The following is an 18441-nucleotide window of genomic DNA, read 5'->3' on the forward strand; positions in this document are numbered from 1 at the left end:
CCTAACTCAGTTACACCGGCGTTTGTCTTAAAAAATTGCAATCACCAAAGTGCTTCTGCTTAAATACGGCTTAATTATAATTACCGTTAATAAGCACTATGATTTTTAATATCTCATCGTCCAAAACATTAATAGCACTGGCTGTTGCCTCAAGTGTTTTTTTAGCAGGGTGTCAAGCAACTGCATCATCTTCAACAGCTACGCAAAATAATGTAACAACGTCTCCTGTTGCTGCCGTTGTTAATACCCCCGCCGATATGGGCTCTACTAAAATAACGTTAGAGCAAGCTATGGCCCATCCCGATTGGCTTGGACGTCAACCAGAACGCGCATTTTGGGGCAGTGATTCTGCTACCATTATTTATGCACGTAAAGAGCAAGGTAATGAGTTACGTAACTTATTTAGCCAATCAATTACAAGCCAAAGCGCAGAGCAAATAGCACTTAATAAACTGCACACTGTAGGTGCAAATAAAGCTGTTTATTCAAAAAATAAAGCCCTGCAAGCCTATGTATTTGAGGGTAATATATTTGTAAAAAGCGTTACAACAGGTGCAATTCAACAAGTAACGCATACCTCTAGCACTGAATCTAAACCACAATTTTTAAATGATGGCAGCTTAGCTTATCGTCAAGGTAATACATTTTTTAAAGTTGACTTAAGCTCAGGCTTAACCACTGAAATTGCTAATTTAAAACTGGCAGATAAGCCCCAGGGCATTACAGAGCCAAGCAGTTATATTGCTAAAGAGCAGCACAAACTTATTGATTACATAGCGCTAACGCATAAAAACAATAAAGATAAACAAGCACGCAAAGCACAGCTTAAGCAGCAAAATAGCTCAATTGCTAATACTGAGTTTTATTTAGGCAAAGGTAATAGTGTAAAAGACGTGCAGTTATCGCCAAATGGTGATGCTTTATTAGTGGTAGTGCAAGAGCAAAGAGATTGGCGCGATGATAGCGATATAATGCCAAATTATATTACCGATGATGCCCGCATTGAACCTAAAAAAGCGCGCCGCCGAGTAGCTGACGAAAAGTCGCAAACCTCAGAGCTGGTATACATTAATTTAAACGATAAAAGTCAAAATACCTTAAGCTTTGATACCCTACCGGGCTTTGATGAAGACGTATTAGCAGCGGTTAAAAAAGAAAACTATGCCCGTGATGGTAAAACGTATAAGTCTAAAAAAGCGCCGCGTGGTATAAATTTAATTAGCGATTGGGGCTGGGATCAAAGCCCTATAATTTGGAACGACGACGGCTCAAACGTAGCAGTAATGCTAGAAGCGTGGGATAACAAAGATCGCTGGTTAGCAACCGTCGATTTTAAAAATAATAAGTTAGTGTCGCAACATCGTTTACATGACGACGCTTGGATAGCCTATGCTTTTAACGATTTTGGCTGGCTACACAACTCTAACACCTTATATTATGTATCAGAGCAGTCGGGTTACAGTCAGCTTTATAAAAAGCCGTTAAATGGTAAAGCAACAGCGCTAACAACAGGTAAGTTTGAAGTATCTAATCTTACGCTTACCGACGATAACAGTGCTATTTATTATAAAGCTAACGTTGAACACCCAGGCCTATACGAAATTTACCGTGTAAATCCACTAACCGGTAAAAACGAGCAAGTAACCGACCTTAACGGTATGACCGACTATACACTTAGCCCTGATCAAACCAAGCTGCTGTTAAAGCACTCAACAATTATGTTACCAACTGAGTTGTATGTGGCTGATGCAAAAGCAAACACACAGGTTACCCGGTTAACACATACGGTTTCGGATGAGTTTTTAGCTAAAAAGCTAACGGCCCCTAAAATAATTGCAGTGCCATCTAGCCATACTGATCAACCTATTTACGCAAAAGTGTACTATCCGGCTGATTATGTAGAGGGCGAAGTGGGTAAAAAGCGTAAAGCGGTTATTTTTAACCACGGTGCAGGTTACTTACAAAACTCGCACTTGGGCTGGTCTGGGTATTTTCGTGAGTTTATGTTTCATTCGTTATTAGCTGACGAAGGTTATGTAGTAATGGATATGGATTACCGCGCATCTAAAGGCTATGGACGTGATTGGCGTACGGCAATTTATCGTCAAATGGGTACACCCGAAACCCAAGATTTAGCTGATGGGGTTAAATGGATGGCAGAAAATGCCAACGTAAATACGCAAGCTGTAGGTACGTATGGCGGCTCTTATGGCGGCTTTATGACCTTTATGGCGTTATTTACCGCGCCAGAATTGTTTCAAGCGGGCGCTGCACTTCGCCCCGTTACCGATTGGGCTCATTATAATGCGCCTTACACGGCAAATATATTAAACCATCCGGATGTTGATCCAATTGCATATGAGCGCAGTTCGCCTATTTACTATGCTGAGGGTTTAAACAAACGCTTATTAATTAATGCGCCTATGGTTGACGACAACGTGTTTTTTCAAGATACGGTTAGATTAGTACAGCGTTTAATTGAGCTTGAAAAAGAAAACTTTGAAACGGCTATTTTTCCGGTAGAGCCGCACGGTTTTGTGCAGCCATCGAGCTGGTTAGATGAATATCGCCGTATTTATAAACTGTTTAAAGAAACCCTGTAACGATTAATAACAAGTTACACCTAAAACGCCACTTTTAAGTGGCGTTTTTTATATTTAGTTTTTGTTTTTAATGTAGTTAACTAATAAAGGTGCGGCTAACAAAGTACCACCAATAGCACCAATTAAGTGCGCGTCAATTGCAACGGTTGAGTTTATAAGCTTACCAATATCAGCATTAGGACCATTTAGCTGCTCAAATATTATTTTAAGCCACACCCCAATAAACAATAAATAGCCCGACTTAAGCTCAAGTGTTGTATCTTTAACTGCGCCCCAAATAATAACGCCATGTAACAGTGCGCTTAGCCCAGTGTAAATATAAATACTGGGGCAAAACCAGTAAACACCTAAGCCGCACCACAGAGCCAATAAGCTAATATTAATAGCGTAGCGTTTAGGCGACGTATATTCGCCATGTAGTAACCAAATTAAAATAATACCGCCGCAGTTTAGCGCCAAATGTGCCCAGTTAGCATGAACAAATTGGCTGCTAAAAACTCGCCACAATTCGCCCTGATTAACTAAATCGCGATTAAATTCGAGTAAGTCATTTAAATCAAAAGTAGCAAAAGTAACGCTTAGCAGCATTAAAAATAAAGGAGGGAGTAAATAACGAGGTTGCACTGGTAAATTAAGCATTTAATTGTAATTTTTAGTATTAATTTTTGCATATTGTGCCTGTTTAACTTTAAGATGCCAATTAACTCCTGATAATTTAGGTTATTTACTCTTTATGAACTTTAAACATCACGCATTACTTGCTATTACATTATGTGCAACGTCTTTTCCTTTATTTGCACAACCCCTTACTCAAATTGAAACGCGCGAGCCAGAAGCCGCAACCGGCTTAGTACATAAACAAGCCGTGAGCGGCAATAATTATATGGTGGTTGCAGCTAACCCGTATGCATCTCGTGCTGGGCAGCAAATATTAGCGCAAGGCGGCAGCGCTGTTGATGCTGCAATAGCAACGCAACTGGTACTGACTTTAGTAGAACCACAATCGTCAGGTATTGGTGGCGGCACCTTTATGCTGTACTACAACAAAGTAAACAACAAATTAACCAGTTTTGATGGCCGTGAAACTGCACCAGAAAACGCCGACGAAACATTGTTTTTAGATAAGCATGGCAAAGCCGTGAAGTGGATTGAAGCCATAGTAGGTGGACGCTCAGTAGGTGTGCCAGGGGTTTTACATGCCTTTGCTAACGCACATAAACAATACGGTAAACTACCTTGGGCTGATTTATTTAAACCAGCCATTGAGCTTGCAGAGCAAGGCTTTGAGGTTTCGCCGCGATTACACGGTTTACTGCAGCGCCAATTAAACCCTGGCGTAATGAGCATGCCAGTAATTAACGACTACTTTTTCCCAAACGGTAAATTAATTGCGATAGGTAGCATCAAAAAAAACCAGTCATTAGCTAATTTATACAAAGAGATTGCTAGTAATGGTATTGATGCATTTTATAAGGGCGCTAATGCCAAACAAATGGTTAATGCGGTACAGCACTCTAAAATAGCGCCTGGCAAATTAAATGAGCAAGATCTGGCTAATTACACTAGCAAAGAGCGCGAGGCGGTATGTATTGAGTACCGTGTTTATAATGTATGTTCTATGGCACCACCCAGTAGCGGCGGGGTAGCTGTGCTGCAAATGCTTGGCTTATTAGAGCATAAAAACATGGGCGCACTGCCAGCCAATGGTGAGCAAGCACTGCATTACTTTAGCCAAGCATCAAGAATTGCGTTTGCCGATAGGGATGTTTACATGGGCGATCCCGATTTTACCCAAGTACCTACCAAGGAATTATTAAATAAAGACTATATAGCCACACGTGCAAAACTAATTACCGAGCAAGATATAACAGCCGTTGCTGGTAACCCAGTTGATTACTTAAGTTATGCCAAAGATGACTCGTTCGAATTGCCATCAACCAGCCATGTGTCGATTGTAGATAGCCAAGGTAATGCAGTGTCTATGACCAGTTCAATAGAAATGGCTTTTGGCTCAACGGTAATGGTAAATGGTTTTATTTTAAATAATCAGCTGACTGACTTTTCATTATCGCCGCGTAAAAACGGCCAGCTTGTAGCAAACCGAGTTGAAGCTGGCAAGCGCCCGCGCAGCTCTATGTCGCCAGTAATGGTATTTAATAAAGATGGAAGTTTACGTTTGGTTGTCGGATCTCCTGGCGGAAGCCGTATTATTAGTTACGTTGCGCAAGTGGTAATTGGCGTGCTTGATTGGGATTTATCTGTTCAAGAAGCAATTAATCTACCACGTACTACTAATCGTAACGACTACACTAGCCTTGAAAAAGGCACTGCGCTTGAAGCATTAGCGCCAGCACTTAGCAAGCGTGGTCATAATGTTAGAATTTTAGATTTAAATTCTGGTTTACATGCAGTTGAAGTAAAAAACAACACATTAATAGGCGGCGCCGATCCTCGCCGTGAAGGGGTGGCTTTGTCTGATTTAACTGATAAAAGCGCCACTTTAAAATTCTAAATTATGTATAATACAAATACGCTAAGCTAGTGTTTAAAATTAGCGCATTTATATATTCTCAATGGTCTGACAAGGTTAAATAGCATTGCAATTTAGCCTTTAACACCGATAATGGCAGATCATAACTTAAGACTAAGTAAAGCTTGGAAATATGACTACAAATACCGATCCAAATTATCTTTATATTCATCATTCTGGCCCCGGCCTTCTTGAAACGCCATTACTCAATAAAGGCAGTGCATTTAGCCAAAAAGAACGCGAAAACTTTAATATTGCGGGTTTACTGCCTCCTCGTTATGAAACAATCGAAGAGCAGGTAGAGCGTTGTTACCAGCAGTATTCTAGTTTTACCGACAATCTTAATAAGCATATTTATTTACGTGCAATTCAAGATAATAACGAAACACTTTATTATCGTTTAGTGCGTGATCATATTGAAGAAATGATGCCAATAATTTACACCCCAACAGTGGGTGATGCCTGTGAAAAATTCTCAGATATATATCGCAGCGCACGTGGATTATTTATTTCATATGAAAATCGTTTTCAAATAGACGACATTTTACGCAATGCCACCAAAGGTAAAGTAAAAGTAATTGTGGTAACCGATGGTGAACGCATTTTAGGCTTAGGTGACCAAGGTATTGGTGGCATGGGTATTCCTATTGGTAAGCTATCTTTGTATACCGCATGTGGTGGCATTAGCCCTGCGTATACATTACCGGTAATGCTAGATGTGGGTACAAATAACGAGAAGCTATTAAACGATCCTATGTATATGGGTGCGCGTCATAAGCGTATTACTCAAGATGAGTACGATGAGTTTTTAGACTTATTTATTAAAGCAATCAAGCGTCGCTGGCCAAATGTATTACTACAGTTTGAAGACTTTGCTCAGCCAAATGCGATGCCACTGCTGAAACGTTACCGCAATGAAATTTGTAGTTTTAATGACGACATTCAAGGCACAGCTGCAGTAACTGTTGGCTCATTGCTTGCTGCGTGTAGAGTTAAAAACGAACGCCTAGCAGATCAAAAAGTAGTATTTGTTGGTGCTGGCTCTGCGGGTTGTGGTATTGCTGAGCAAATTGTAAGCCAAATGGTTTTTGAAGGTATTAGCGAAGCGCAAGCACGCAGCCAGGTATTTATGGTTGACCGCTTTGGTTTGTTATCGGAAGGTATGGAAGGTCTACGCGACTTTCAGCAAGTTTTAGCGCAACCACAAGCTCGTTTGAGTGAATGGACGTACAGCGGCGAATTTGCGTCATTACTTGATGTAATGCATTGCTCTAAACCCGATATTTTAATTGGTGTTTCGGGCCAACCTGGTTTATTTACCGAACAAGTAATACGCGCTATGTATTCAGGTTGTGCACAACCTATTATTTTCCCATTAAGTAACCCGTCAAAACAGGTAGAAGCACACCCAATAGATATTATTAACTGGACCGAAGGTAAAGCACTTGTTGCTACAGGTAGCCCATTTGCCCCAGTTGAATATAATGGTGAGCTTTTCCCAATTCCGCAGTGTAACAACAGTTATATTTTCCCGGGAATTGGTTTAGGGGTTATAGCTGCAAAAGCAACGCGTATTACAGATGCTATGTTAAGTGTTTCTAGCGAAATGCTGGCTGAATCATCGCCGCGTGCAAACACAGGTAAAGGAAGTTTATTGCCGGCACTTACAGAAATTGAAACCCTAAGTAAACGTATTGCATTTGCTGTAGGCAAAAAAGCGATTGAAGAGGGCGTTGCTCTTGATATTTCTGACGACGCACTATGGGCTGCTATCGATAAAAACTACTGGTTACCTAAGTACCGTAACTATAAGCGCAGTAGCATTTAAAGCTGCAACTTAGTATTTAGTAATAATTAAAAAACAGGCTACGGCCTGTTTTTTGTACTTGTTCATCTGTAATTAACCACTTAAAGTGTTTAATAAGCTTAATATATAGCAGGCTGTAAATACTTTTTGTATTAAATTAGTGACCAATAAAGGATTGCGAATTTAATAAAGTTAGTAATATAACCAGTTGTTACGGTTAATATAAAAGGATTCACTTATGAAAACGTTTACTTTATTTTTAGGTGCAGCACTGAGCTTTAATGCATTTGCTGCGGCCACACCCGATACACCGCATATTTATGTTAAAGGTGAAGCAACAATTACCACCATGCCAGACCATGTATTATTAAATGTTGGCATTACCGAAATAGATAAAGATTTAATTGCTGCAAAAAATAAAACCGATATAACCATGGCTAAGGCAATAAAATTAGTAACAGCATTAGGTGTAAGTGATGCAGATATTAATGCCGGGCAAATATCAATAAACCGAGAAAGCCAATATAATCGTGAAAGCGGTGAGCAACAATTTAAAGGTTTTAGGGTTAGCAGATCTTTAACGGTTAAGCTTAATGCCATTAATAAATATCCCGAGTTACTACAAAACTTAGTAAACAATGGTATTAACGAAATTAACCATACGCGTTTTTTAGCAAGCAATTACGATGAACTCTACAAAAAAGCGCAAAAACTGGCTATAAAAGATACTCGCGATGCAGCTAAAGAATTTAGCAGTGAGTTTGGCGTAGAGTTAAAAGGCTTATATAGCGCATCTATGCAGCCATTAAATGTGCAATCAGCCCCTTATATGCGCGCTGAAAAAGTGATGCTCTCAGATAGTACACCGAGTAATTATGTACCCGATGCCTATCATGCAGGTGAAATCATTATAACTGCATCTAGTTATGCAGTTTATTATATAGATTAAGTTTATACCTTACTGGCGCTTAAAACGTGCCAGTAATGTATCACCTTGTTGCTTACTAATACGGGCAATTGATTTAAGCATATTATTAATTTCCTGCCTGTCGTACTCATTCGTTACGTGCTCGTTAATGTCATCAACAATAGCATTTAAATAATTAAATAAACTTTCCCTCGCCGCTGAATTTTCGTGAGCAACAAATAAAATATTTTTAAATGCTTCTAACACATTGGTCATTACGTACGCATCGCCTTTAGCGTAATTACGTAGCGGTGTAAAATTATCATGCAGTAATTCATCAAAGCGGGTTTCGTGTATATATAATAATGGCGTATCTTTGCTGTGCTTAAAGCTGTAATTAATATCACTTATTGAAAGTCGTTTAATTAATAAAATACTCAACATATCAATGGCTTTAACTGCTGTACCCGGATCGTTTATGCCTGGGCTCATCGCTTTAACGGCTATTTCTGATATTTGCGTTAAACCATAACGATAATGGTCGCTAATATACTCTTCTATATAAAAAATAAAACAGCTTAAAATTTTAGTAATTAACTCATCATTACTTGAAATATCTTTATTACACTTTAAAAATGGATAACCTTTAACTGTAAAATAACCTTGTTTAACAGTGATATAAAGCTCAATTTCTTCTGCAGATAATAAGGCGCAAAGCTTATCGGTGTGCACTCCTTTGTAGTAGCCTTCAGTTTGACTATTTATAGAATGCCAATCAGTAAAGTCGGGAAGATTTTTAAGCGGCGCTTCTTGCTGACTTTTAATAATGGTTTTAATTTCACTTTTTGTTTGGCTAAATAAACCATTTAAAACATTATCTACTTGAATAGCGCGAGATATAGAGTGAATAAAAAATACGAATAGCCCTAACGAAATCAAACCAAAAATAAGCGCAAATAATACCCCAAGTGCCGGTATAGCCATGGCGCCATTCTCGAGTTTATTAATATTTATGAGCATAATTACTGAGTAAATAATACTGCCTAAATAAAAACCTAATACCAGTTGGTGAGATTTCCGGGTTATTAATCCAGGTACTACACGCGGCGATAAACTGGCACTGGCTGAGTTTAATACCACCATTACCATTGAAAAACTAAACACAGTTAACGAAATAATACTGCCGGCTAAGGTACTTAAAACAGTTCGCGCATTTTCGGCGCTATCTACTAATACTACAGATATAAACGACTTTAGCTTTTCAATAATGGGCATATATTCAACCGACATCGTAATAACCGCAAAGGTTAAAAATGCAATTGAAAGTAAAGAAGGGTAAAAGCCAATACTATTTATCATTTCTCGATAACTGTCGGCTACTTTGCGAGGTACAAACATAAAATCCTTATGCTTTATTGTATAAGAGTATTATTAATACTTTAGCATAGTTGTAAACTAAACTTCTGATAATGAAGGTTAACTTGTGTGTTATTATTGCCAAAAATATTAGGATAATACTGTGATCATTTCAACATACGCTGCATTACTTGCATTTTACTATATTTACTTAAGCTTTAACGTAATAAACGTGCGCAGGGCAGCGCAAATATCACTTGGTGAAGGCGAAAATCCACAGTTGCAACGGGTAATTCGTGCCCATGGTAATTTTATGGAATATGTACCGTTTGCTATTATTTTGCTTTTTTTAGCAGAATATCAGGGGTTAGCGAGTCATTATTGCCATGCACTTGGTGCAATGCTACTTATAGGCCGCGTTTTTCATAATTTTGGCATAGTAGAAAAAAACCTAAAGTACCGCCAAATTGGTGTTATAGCTACATTTTTAACTATGCTTATAAGTGCTTTAGTTATTTTATTAACCCGCTTTAGTTAAATTTAATTATGAATAACAAAATATTTATTATTGGTTTACCGCGTACAGGCACTACAAGTGTTTGCCATGCTTTTTTAGAGTTTGGTATACCAACAGCGCATACTGCTTACACAAACAATTGTTTTGATAACGCCCATGCAATTGCCGATACGCCAATTTTTAATGATTATAAAGCTCTCGATAAGTATTATCCGGATGCAAAATTTATTTATTTAGAGCGTGAGCTTAACGTATGGCTACCATCAATAAAGCAATTATTATTACGTATGCATACTAATTTAACACGCACTGATGGTGGCTTTAATATTCATATAAAGCATTGTTATTTAAATACATTTAGTAATTTAACAATTGATAATATAAACGATGATAGTTACTTAACGCATTGTTATAACACGCATATCAATGACGCTAAAAATTATTTTAAACACCAAGAGCAACGCTTTTTATCAATAAATATAGCAAAACCGCAAAGCTACAAAATGCTCTGTGATTTTTTAGCGATTAAAAGTAATAAAACAGATTTTGAAAAAATGAATATGGGCGGCAAAGTTACTGCCTGGAACGATATAAAACATCCGCTAAAAGTTGAATCAACAGCAAAAGGGCGCATAGATAAACTGTTACGCTACAAGGTTTAACTTTACAGGCTTAGGAGCATGATTTTTTACCTAATATACGCTAAAATCTGCGCATTATTTTACACCTTGTTATAAGTAGTACAGAGCATGTTTGAATTAAAATACCACACTCCATTTGAATGGACCGAAGTTGTACTTGATGACTTCGATACTTTTTTACAAGACCACGCCGCAGCCGAAAAAAAAGCATCGGGTATGGCCATGTCTATGCTGTCGCATTACCCCGATAAACGTAAACTGGTTACAGCTATGGCAGACTTAGCACTTGAAGAAATGATTCATTTTAAAGAAGTGCTGAAAATTTTAATTTCACGTGATGTAAATTTAGGTGACGACAAAAAAGACCCTTATATAAAACAAATACGTGCTTTATTTAGACACGGCCGCGACGGTTTTTTAATGGATCGATTATTAGTCGGTGGGGTTATTGAGGCAAGAGGGCACGAACGTTTTTCACTAGTGGCGCAAGCGTTACCAGAGGGCAAAGAAAAAGAGTTTTACATTGCGATTGCCGAATCAGAAGAAAAACATAAAAACTTATTTGTAGAACTAGCGTATGAGTATTTTGATAAAGAAGAAGTAGACATACGCCTAGAAGAGCTACTAATAGCGGAAGCTAAAATTTGTGAAAGCATTCCGTTTACTGCGGCACTGCATTAATTTAAGCTGTTAATGCCATACTCTAAAAGCGCTAAATTTATATTTGGCGCTTTTTTGTTTGTAACAATTACGCATAATTTAATAATTATTATGTTTGGACAAAGCAGATGATTAATATATTTTCAAAATATAAAGTAATACTAACAACTGCAGGTATTCTATTTATGCTGTCATCTACATCGGTTGCTGCATCATTAGCGTGTAGTGATTTGACTGGCTGTGAAAAAAAATTTTTCGAGATAGAAAGCCAGCTTGCCATAGCTAAGGAACATGGCAATAAATACAAGATTGAAGGGTTAAAAAAGGCATTACATGCAGCAAAAGCTAATTGCAGCGAAAAAATATTGAAAGAAAATTTAATAGAAAAAATAAACGATGCTAACAATGATATTGCTGAATATGAAGAAGATCTGCTAGATGCTAAACAAGCAGGTAAAAGTGATAAAGTTAGTAAGTATCAAAAAAAGATTACAGCAGAAAGCTTAAACTAAAACATCTGAAAGATGAGCTTGGCAAAATTAATTAAATCACCAGTGGCTACTTGTTGTTAACGCTTTAGGTTATCGTTAACAGCAAGTGTACTGCGAATATTATCGGATTAACCATCATATTTAATTACATTATTACGCAACAATAACTATATACAGTGCAGGGCACTTCAATCTTTAAAACTAGCCTAATTAAAATACACTTAAAAATTATACTTAAAAAGTCATACTACAAATAGCAATCAAACATTATGGGGAAGCGCGCTTCCATTACTCTGTTTTATACCAGCTGTCTTTCAACAACTTAGAAGTTCATAGTTAAAACCACTATCAGCAGTGAGTTTTAGTTAAATAACCAAGCGCATTACTGTGATAAACATAATCACACCACAATTTAACATAATTTAAATGACTAATAATTAAACCAAATATAACTAAAACTGAAAATTAAAACCCTACATAATAGGCTATTTAAAGCACCTGCTTATAAAACGAACTAAGCCAGCTGATTTATTACTGTTAATAGCGTTATTTTGTAAAACTAGCTATGTAAATACAGGTAAAACCCATGTGTGTAACAGTGATAAACCAGATCTTTTTGAGGTTTATTTATAAAAAACTATTACAACTGATAGCCAAAGTATAAGCATATGGTATATCAATTCAAATATTATGGCCGGATTGTTACTCATAAAGAGTAATAAAACAGCATGGGATTGAAATAGAAATGTTAGTTAGCTATTGGAATAGAAGATAAAATAAAGCGATTAACTAGGTTAAAGACTTAAGCTTATTTATAGGCGTTAATTATGTAGTAAGTTATGGCGCAAATTTAACTGAATTATCACTTAGTTAAAATCACAGCAAGGCTGCTAGTAAATTTATAGAATAAGTTAAATAATACAGAGAGCAAGGATATGCATATAGAGATTTATAAGTAACGTGTAGGTATGAAATAGTAGCTGAATATTACCTAAGTTAAATTGGTAATTTATGCATAGCCAAAAGAAAGAAATGCTTTAAGGGACCTGATTCATTAAGCTAGATAAGATAATAATTGCAACATAAGTGTTTATATACAAAGAGTATAAGAAGCCACATAAATAGTAAGCAGCAAAATTCCGTTCTTTGAATTGAAAATATAGCAAAGGCATAACAATATACTTGCAGACTGGTTAGTTATAGATAGGTGCGCTTTATAAACAAGGAGAACTTTAACCGCTAAATTATCAGCGGGCTTGTTTTATACAAATACATGTTTAAATAACAAACTTGCTTTATAGGGCTCATGTAAGTAAAGCATCCATATTTAAAGTTATGTATTCGTAGTAGTAGGAAAGCAGCTGTATTGAATTTACTTAAAAACGTAAAATACACTTAATAATCTCGTAACGAGAAGGCTTACAACACACATAGTTATACTGAATAGCTTATTGCAAACCCTATTTAACATAATATAAATTATAGGTAGTTATATGTGTATTAATAAGGAGTGCTATATATTCTCTTTATTAGCCCTGCAATGTCCAATACTAGACAGAGTATATAGCTGTAATGTGTATTTAACTTTTTAACCATTTTAACTAGCTGATTTTTAGTGATTTAATCAAACTAAGAAATAAACACACTATGTATATGAAAGCCCGCTAAGTCCAGTACTAGACGGTATCGGACTTAGTGGGCGTATAAAAGAATGTTGACGATATAGATAAGTTGCTGCAATCATATCTATAGCAGTTGAAACAACGCATGTATGTGAATTGGGAAATGTAAAAAGCTTTATAAGATTTAAGATCTCAGGCACCATATTGTCATTACAGTTTACTGCTCACTATCCGAGGTTGAATAACGAAACTTAACCCAAGCAAGCTGTTTTTTATATTCGTTCTTCATCATATCTATCACGAAATGAGCTAAGCGATTCATCACCATATGCAATGTAACGATTAAGTAAAGACTCTAAGGGACCATTTGGGTTATGAAAAACTGAGGACACACCATTAATAACAATATCTTCGGGCAATTCGCGCTCACGCAACAAAATGACTGATCCTGCAATCATTTTATGGTAAAATAACATGTCACCTATTTCGATGGGATTGAACTCGCAGTTTTCTGTAAGGTTGTAAATTGACATATCAGCAATAAGATAAAACAGAGAAATTGAAGTTTTTAAATATTCATGAAAAGTCCAACCCTTCGGTAATAAGAAAATATCAACAACTGATCTATTAAATAATAGCTGTTGATAGTTTCGTTTAGAGTTATACAAGAATCCATTTACTTTCTCACTATCTAAATAAAATGTAGCTATGGCAAAGGCAAATTGATCACTTTTATTTACTACCCCTTTATGACGATATTCTTGAGCCCCTGCCCTAGCACATCATCTATTGAATTGTGCACACTGGCGAGTAAGTTGTGCTTCTTTTCTTTAGCTAAAGCCGCGACAACTGCATCGAGGCATAGTGCGGCAGCTTGTTAAGTTACTTTTTACCTGTTGGAAGCGCTATTGGTACAGAAAAACTCAGCCTACTAGCAGTGTTATCTGAACTTATATCTGATTTATCTTTACCGAACTTGATTCCTGCAACATTAACTCCAATTCCTTCTTTCCCATCTTTTTTGGTTGTAGTAGATACCGAGACATCAAAACTTATCATATGAACAGGTCTTAAAAAATTTGGATCTGGATTGTCTGTCGGAGAAGTCATATAACCTAATAAATTGTCCTTAGCATTTTTTTCTACTGAAACTCGTTTAGGATTAACAATTGTACCTATTACTTCTAAGTCATCATTACACTCGACAATTGCTTCTGAAATATCCTTTATAGCTTCTTTAATGAAGTCTTTGAGTTCCATACGATACCTTTAAGTAATTCAATAATTTAATAATGCGCTCATCGCGCATATTTTGCCGAAACTATGCTCATTTTTCTACATTATATAGTTTTCATAAATAACCTAAAGTATTGCTATCTCTAAGTTTTCTAAAACTTTTGAGTAAAGTTAAATAGACCAATATACGCGCGCAGCTCGTTTTCATGAATATATACGTGCCAGTATCGAACGGTGGCACCATTGCCTCTTGTTAGGCATTTTTCCAATTTACAAATAAACGCTTATCTATTTCAATTTTGTTGTGTTTTTCAATGTAAATAGGAAATACATCAACATCTGTGACTTTAGCTATAGCATAACGATGATGTCCTCCCTGAAATATAACCTCACCATTATCGACAGGTTTTACCAATGGAGGAGATATTGGTCTATTCTCAGATAAATAAACTATAAGCTTTGCCAAGTTATCTGGATGACCGAGCTCCCACAACTCGCCTTCATCTCTTCGACTAAAATGACATAAGATTTTATCAAATTCAGTTAACAAAACATAACCAAGTATAAATCCATCAGGGTAGTACTTTTGAAAATCACTTTCTCCTACACCGTCCAATGCAAAACGTTGAGAGCTTCTTGACACATCCCAATTAAATATAATTTTAGGCCATGAAGAAACTGGCGTATCCCAATACTTTTCAGATTCTTTCAAAATTCTGGCATGTAAATTTCGCTCAGTTAACTCTTCAATAGATTCTTCTCCATCTAAGCGCAATAGTTTTTTTCTAATAATTCATCGCTCCTAATATTTAACACCTTCATGTCTAACAGCTTAATCAGAGGGCGCTTTAGTTATTTTTACATTAAAACGCCCGTATCTCATAAATTACTAGCAAATACTGTAACTTATTGCCAGCTTTAAATATCACTCTTACTGTAGGTTACTTAAACATATGAAAAAGGAGAAACGCCCTTTTTTTATTACTAAGTTAATGACAACGATCCTGAATGACTAGTTTTCGCTCGTTGCTAAAGTATGCCTGGTGGCTGTTAAAAGTGGAGGCGAAGCCTGAGATTTTAACTGTCTGGCACCTGCTCCTTGATAGTTTCATTATTCAATTTCACTCAATGCGTTTGCAATAATTTCAAGTGACTCATCGCAGTCAGTGCATATTTTTTCGTAATGATTTTTATAGCTACCATATTCAGTTATAGCCACTTTTCTAAGCTCTTCTGCTTTTGTACCTAGAGTGTGCCCCTTTAAAATTGAACGAGCATTGTGAACTATATGGAATGGAGACATTATTTCACGTGCATGCTCTTCTTCGAATTCAACACCAATTAAGATTACTTCGAGTAATTTTAATGCACGTAATCTCGCATCAGGTTTTAATTTTAAAGCCTTCGCTTTATTCCTAAGCCACTTCTCTTCTAAGCCTTCAATAAGTAACTGATCTAGGTTTAGAATTTCTTCAGCCCATTCATCACGAGAACTAGTATACGGGTAGTGAACTTTATCTGGAGCATTTTTATCCCTGAGCTTCCACCACAAAGAGCCTTTTGAATCTAGCTCAGCTAGCTTGGCTTTTAAACTTAATAACGCATCATACTCACTACTCCACTCACCTTTTATATCATTTTCCATAGCGCGAGTTGAAATAGATGCTTTGGGAGCCTCATTGTACTGTTTCCAATGTAGTTGTTCTTCATAAGGCAGATGGCTCAGATATATTAAATAAGTATGTACCTGACCAGCAGTATTGACATCAAAAGTCTTTAGTTCCCATGCCCCTCTGCAATATATACTGCGACTATTCAAAGTAAACCTATCTCGATCAGTTTTATATTTTAGTAATACTTCGGGTTTAAAAAACACAGGTGTTATTTCAAACGGTAGATTAGATTCTGTAAAGTAGTTCGATAAATGAGTTGGGTTACATGAAATCTCCTTTATTTCATTATTCTTCCAGTCTTGCGCAACATAGCTACAATATTCTTTTTCAATTTCATCGTCAGAATGACCCCAAATATTTGCTATTAACTTTTTCTTTGAAACTGAAATATCCGAAAGCTGAAAACCTCGAGAGTAACTTCCAACACCATTTACGATATTAATTTTCCCCAAGATTCCTGTCGTATTAAAATCAACAAGTTCTCTATTTGATCCCCACCCACTAAAATCACCTGTTTTGTAACGAGTAAAGTCAAACATACGAAATAACTTCACATCTTTTATACCCGCATACTCTCCAATAATTTCTCTCTTTGCGCAGATGATAGTTCCCTCATCACTATTCCGAAAATTAGGGATTTTAAGTATCTTAATTACTTCATTAATTTCACCGTGAGAATTTAATTTACACCATGATTTTTTTTCGGGAACGAAATGTAAATCCAAAGAATGAGATATTTTTTGATTAAGCTCATAATAGGTTTCATCGTTTCCTATGGCTTGAAATGACCGAGCGAAAAGTATCTGCTCTCCAGAAGCTAATTCTTTACAGCCAAGATTGGACATAGGACTTTCTATAGATATATCTTCAGATGAACAAGAAATACCCCAAGAAGAAAATGGATTTCCACTCCATTTGAGGAGGTTATTGAAGTTATCTTTAATCGCATTTTTTTCAGGTAAAAATACTGCATGGATAAATACATGTGGCATTGATGCATACAAAATTACGTATTCATCATTAATATCCGAAGTTAAAAACTCAGCAACATCACTTTGTTGACACCAGTCATTGAACTCATCTTCGGAGCTAGGCTCATCAGATAAGAACTTTAAACAATTTAAATCATATACATTCATTGCCGATTTCCACCAAAACTCGAGATAAAACTAACAGTTTTATCAGAGGGCACTTTCCCTATTTTAGCGCGAAAACACCCTTACCTTATAAGCTTCTATTAATAGCAAACAGTGTAAGTTATTGCCAGCTATAAATATTATACTTTCTGTAGCTTATATAAACATGGAAAAAAGAGGAAAGTGTCCTCTTATTCTTACTAAGTTAATGACGATTCACCTGACTGACAGCTCCTCGCTCAAAGCCGACCTATTAGAGTAATTACGTTAACACGTCTTGGGGCAAAGGCGAGTTATATACATAACCCGTCTCTGGACAAAAGCAAGTTAGAGTATTTAGTCAGTAACGCCGCGCTCACGGGTAAATTAGGAGCGCAGCGAGTAATTTATCCGTGTGCAGCGCTTTGTTATGTGCGCGACTACAAATTGACATCATTGACCATCTCTTTCTTTAATATGTTGCTGCGTTTCCTCAGGTACAATATCTGAATAGAGCAGATCTAACTCTTTAGGCTTTGAAATCATTTCATCTGCGATGAAGTTAAGAACGTGGAATAACTTCAGCGCTATGTCTCTACCATCTTCTAAGTCAATTTGACCTGGATGCACAGCGTTATTCCCTACAACTCGAAGTAAGTCTAGTGCTTTTTGAATTTTTGGACTTAGCCCTTCTGCTACAAGATCTTTTATGTCGTTGTTAATATTTTTACCCGACTTACCTAGTTGCTTGAGCAATAGTTGGAGTGCCAATCTAAGTAAGGCCGTAGCACCTTTGGGAGAATCAACAACAATTGTGGATGCCTCCAGATACAATTCCTGAATTTCTTGATCCATATCTTCATTTGGAGGCGATACTGTCGTTTGTTTTGGATAGACAATTTCTTGATTTACCCACAAAGAGAATTCATTACACGTTGAGCAAGTTGCAACAGAAAAACCTTCCGGAACAAACTCGCACATATGTCGATTATTTGCATCTACAACTTGCTCTATAAAAGCTGAGATGGCATTTTGCTGATAATCCTTTATGCGCGTTCTATAGTCATAAAATACATGATTTATTATATTATTAGCTGCATCACTCGAATTATCAACGTCAAACCAAGCCTGCTGAGAGGCAACCTGACAGTGTGGGCACTGAAACTTTTCACTTCTGTATTTTGGGTTTAGATCCAAAGTCTGTCTCCTACTCGATAAAGCACATAACGCCGCCTTAAGCTGTGAGTAATGGTTGGCTAAAATGTGAATGAAGCGAAGCGAAA

General features: G+C 36.7%; 15 protein-coding genes. 8 read left to right on the plus strand and 7 right to left on the minus strand.

Annotation, left to right across the window (positions count from 1 at the left end; translation table 11 throughout):
- Nucleotides 1–98: 98 nt before the first annotated feature.
- Nucleotides 99–2603, plus strand: coding sequence for a S9 family peptidase (locus I6E78_RS04655; RefSeq protein ID WP_197182060.1), 2505 nt, complete (start codon nucleotides 99–101; stop codon nucleotides 2601–2603).
- Between the two features lie 54 nt (nucleotides 2604–2657).
- On the opposite strand, the gene rrtA is transcribed toward I6E78_RS04655, so the two are convergent.
- Entirely contained in the window at nucleotides 2658–3242 is a 585-nt protein-coding gene (gene rrtA / locus I6E78_RS04660; RefSeq protein ID WP_011328245.1) for a rhombosortase, read from the minus strand.
- A gap of 94 nt (nucleotides 3243–3336) precedes the next feature.
- Between rrtA and ggt the strand changes: the two genes are divergently transcribed.
- The 3 genes from ggt to I6E78_RS04675 all read left to right on the plus strand — a co-directional run bounded on the left by ggt (nucleotide 3337) and on the right by I6E78_RS04675 (nucleotide 7889).
- The gene (gene ggt / locus I6E78_RS04665; RefSeq protein ID WP_197182061.1) at nucleotides 3337–5115 is read left to right on the plus strand and encodes a gamma-glutamyltransferase; all 1779 of its coding nucleotides are present in this window, start codon (nucleotides 3337–3339) and stop codon (nucleotides 5113–5115) included.
- Between the two features lie 151 nt (nucleotides 5116–5266).
- Nucleotides 5267–6961 (plus strand): NAD-dependent malic enzyme, encoded by a 1695-nt coding sequence (locus I6E78_RS04670; RefSeq protein WP_011328243.1) that lies wholly within the window; start codon nucleotides 5267–5269, stop codon nucleotides 6959–6961.
- Between the two features lie 217 nt (nucleotides 6962–7178).
- Nucleotides 7179–7889: an SIMPL domain-containing protein gene (locus I6E78_RS04675; RefSeq protein ID WP_011328242.1), complete on the plus strand. Its 711-nt coding sequence runs from the start codon at nucleotides 7179–7181 to the stop codon at nucleotides 7887–7889.
- Between the two features lie 9 nt (nucleotides 7890–7898).
- On the opposite strand, the gene I6E78_RS04680 is transcribed toward I6E78_RS04675, so the two are convergent.
- Nucleotides 7899–9245: a DUF2254 domain-containing protein gene (locus I6E78_RS04680; RefSeq protein WP_011328241.1), complete on the minus strand. Its 1347-nt coding sequence runs from the start codon at nucleotides 9243–9245 to the stop codon at nucleotides 7899–7901.
- Between the two features lie 121 nt (nucleotides 9246–9366).
- Here I6E78_RS04680 and I6E78_RS04685 point away from each other — a divergent pair, with 121 nt between their 5' ends.
- The 4 genes from I6E78_RS04685 to I6E78_RS04700 all read left to right on the plus strand — a co-directional run bounded on the left by I6E78_RS04685 (nucleotide 9367) and on the right by I6E78_RS04700 (nucleotide 11533).
- Nucleotides 9367–9741, plus strand: coding sequence for an MAPEG family protein (locus I6E78_RS04685; RefSeq protein WP_192531913.1), 375 nt, complete (start codon nucleotides 9367–9369; stop codon nucleotides 9739–9741).
- A gap of 8 nt (nucleotides 9742–9749) precedes the next feature.
- Nucleotides 9750–10382, plus strand: a complete 633-nt coding sequence (locus I6E78_RS04690; protein WP_086996941.1) for a sulfotransferase — start codon at nucleotides 9750–9752, stop codon at nucleotides 10380–10382.
- Nucleotides 10383–10469: 87 nt separating this feature from the next.
- Nucleotides 10470–11042 (plus strand): tRNA-(ms[2]io[6]A)-hydroxylase, encoded by a 573-nt coding sequence (locus I6E78_RS04695; RefSeq protein WP_011328238.1) that lies wholly within the window; start codon nucleotides 10470–10472, stop codon nucleotides 11040–11042.
- Between the two features lie 107 nt (nucleotides 11043–11149).
- Nucleotides 11150–11533 carry a DUF1090 domain-containing protein gene (locus I6E78_RS04700; RefSeq protein ID WP_197182062.1) on the plus strand — a complete coding sequence of 128 codons (384 nt, stop codon included), beginning with the start codon at nucleotides 11150–11152 and terminating at the stop codon, nucleotides 11531–11533.
- A gap of 1873 nt (nucleotides 11534–13406) precedes the next feature.
- On the opposite strand, the gene I6E78_RS04705 is transcribed toward I6E78_RS04700, so the two are convergent.
- The 5 genes from I6E78_RS04705 to I6E78_RS04725 all read right to left on the minus strand — a co-directional run bounded on the left by I6E78_RS04705 (nucleotide 13407) and on the right by I6E78_RS04725 (nucleotide 18355).
- Complete coding sequence (locus I6E78_RS04705; protein ID WP_197182063.1) at nucleotides 13407–13802, minus strand: hypothetical protein; 396 nt, start codon at nucleotides 13800–13802, stop codon at nucleotides 13407–13409.
- A 214-nt stretch (nucleotides 13803–14016) separates the two neighbouring features.
- Nucleotides 14017–14394, minus strand: coding sequence for a hypothetical protein (locus I6E78_RS04710; protein ID WP_165723465.1), 378 nt, complete (start codon nucleotides 14392–14394; stop codon nucleotides 14017–14019).
- A 229-nt stretch (nucleotides 14395–14623) separates the two neighbouring features.
- On the minus strand, nucleotides 14624–15145 hold the full coding sequence (locus I6E78_RS04715) for a transcriptional regulator (protein WP_165723464.1): 522 nt from the start codon (nucleotides 15143–15145) through the stop codon (nucleotides 14624–14626).
- Between the two features lie 336 nt (nucleotides 15146–15481).
- Nucleotides 15482–17182, minus strand: a complete 1701-nt coding sequence (locus I6E78_RS04720) for a hypothetical protein (protein WP_165723463.1) — start codon at nucleotides 17180–17182, stop codon at nucleotides 15482–15484.
- Between the two features lie 429 nt (nucleotides 17183–17611).
- Nucleotides 17612–18355, minus strand: coding sequence for a DUF4145 domain-containing protein (locus I6E78_RS04725; RefSeq protein ID WP_165723462.1), 744 nt, complete (start codon nucleotides 18353–18355; stop codon nucleotides 17612–17614).
- Between the last annotated feature and the right edge of the window lie 86 nt (nucleotides 18356–18441).

This window comes from Pseudoalteromonas sp. NZS127 (genome assembly GCF_015864805.1).
Lineage (GTDB): Bacteria > Pseudomonadota > Gammaproteobacteria > Enterobacterales > Alteromonadaceae > Pseudoalteromonas > Pseudoalteromonas nigrifaciens.

What these genes read in the sequence shown, in the direction of transcription:
- I6E78_RS04655 (WP_197182060.1), top strand. Translation starts at nt 99, where the DNA reads ATGATTTTTAATATCTCATCGTCCAAAACATTAATAGCACTGGCTGTT.
- rrtA (WP_011328245.1), bottom strand. Translation starts at nt 3,242, where the DNA reads ATGCTTAATTTACCAGTGCAACCTCGTTATTTACTCCCTCCTTTATTT.
- ggt (WP_197182061.1), top strand. Translation starts at nt 3,337, where the DNA reads ATGAACTTTAAACATCACGCATTACTTGCTATTACATTATGTGCAACG.
- I6E78_RS04670 (WP_011328243.1), top strand. Translation starts at nt 5,267, where the DNA reads ATGACTACAAATACCGATCCAAATTATCTTTATATTCATCATTCTGGC.
- I6E78_RS04675 (WP_011328242.1), top strand. Translation starts at nt 7,179, where the DNA reads ATGAAAACGTTTACTTTATTTTTAGGTGCAGCACTGAGCTTTAATGCA.
- I6E78_RS04680 (WP_011328241.1), bottom strand. Translation starts at nt 9,245, where the DNA reads ATGTTTGTACCTCGCAAAGTAGCCGACAGTTATCGAGAAATGATAAAT.
- I6E78_RS04690 (WP_086996941.1), top strand. Translation starts at nt 9,750, where the DNA reads ATGAATAACAAAATATTTATTATTGGTTTACCGCGTACAGGCACTACA.
- I6E78_RS04695 (WP_011328238.1), top strand. Translation starts at nt 10,470, where the DNA reads ATGTTTGAATTAAAATACCACACTCCATTTGAATGGACCGAAGTTGTA.
- I6E78_RS04700 (WP_197182062.1), top strand. Translation starts at nt 11,150, where the DNA reads ATGATTAATATATTTTCAAAATATAAAGTAATACTAACAACTGCAGGT.
- I6E78_RS04710 (WP_165723465.1), bottom strand. Translation starts at nt 14,394, where the DNA reads ATGGAACTCAAAGACTTCATTAAAGAAGCTATAAAGGATATTTCAGAA.
- I6E78_RS04720 (WP_165723463.1), bottom strand. Translation starts at nt 17,182, where the DNA reads ATGAATGTATATGATTTAAATTGTTTAAAGTTCTTATCTGATGAGCCT.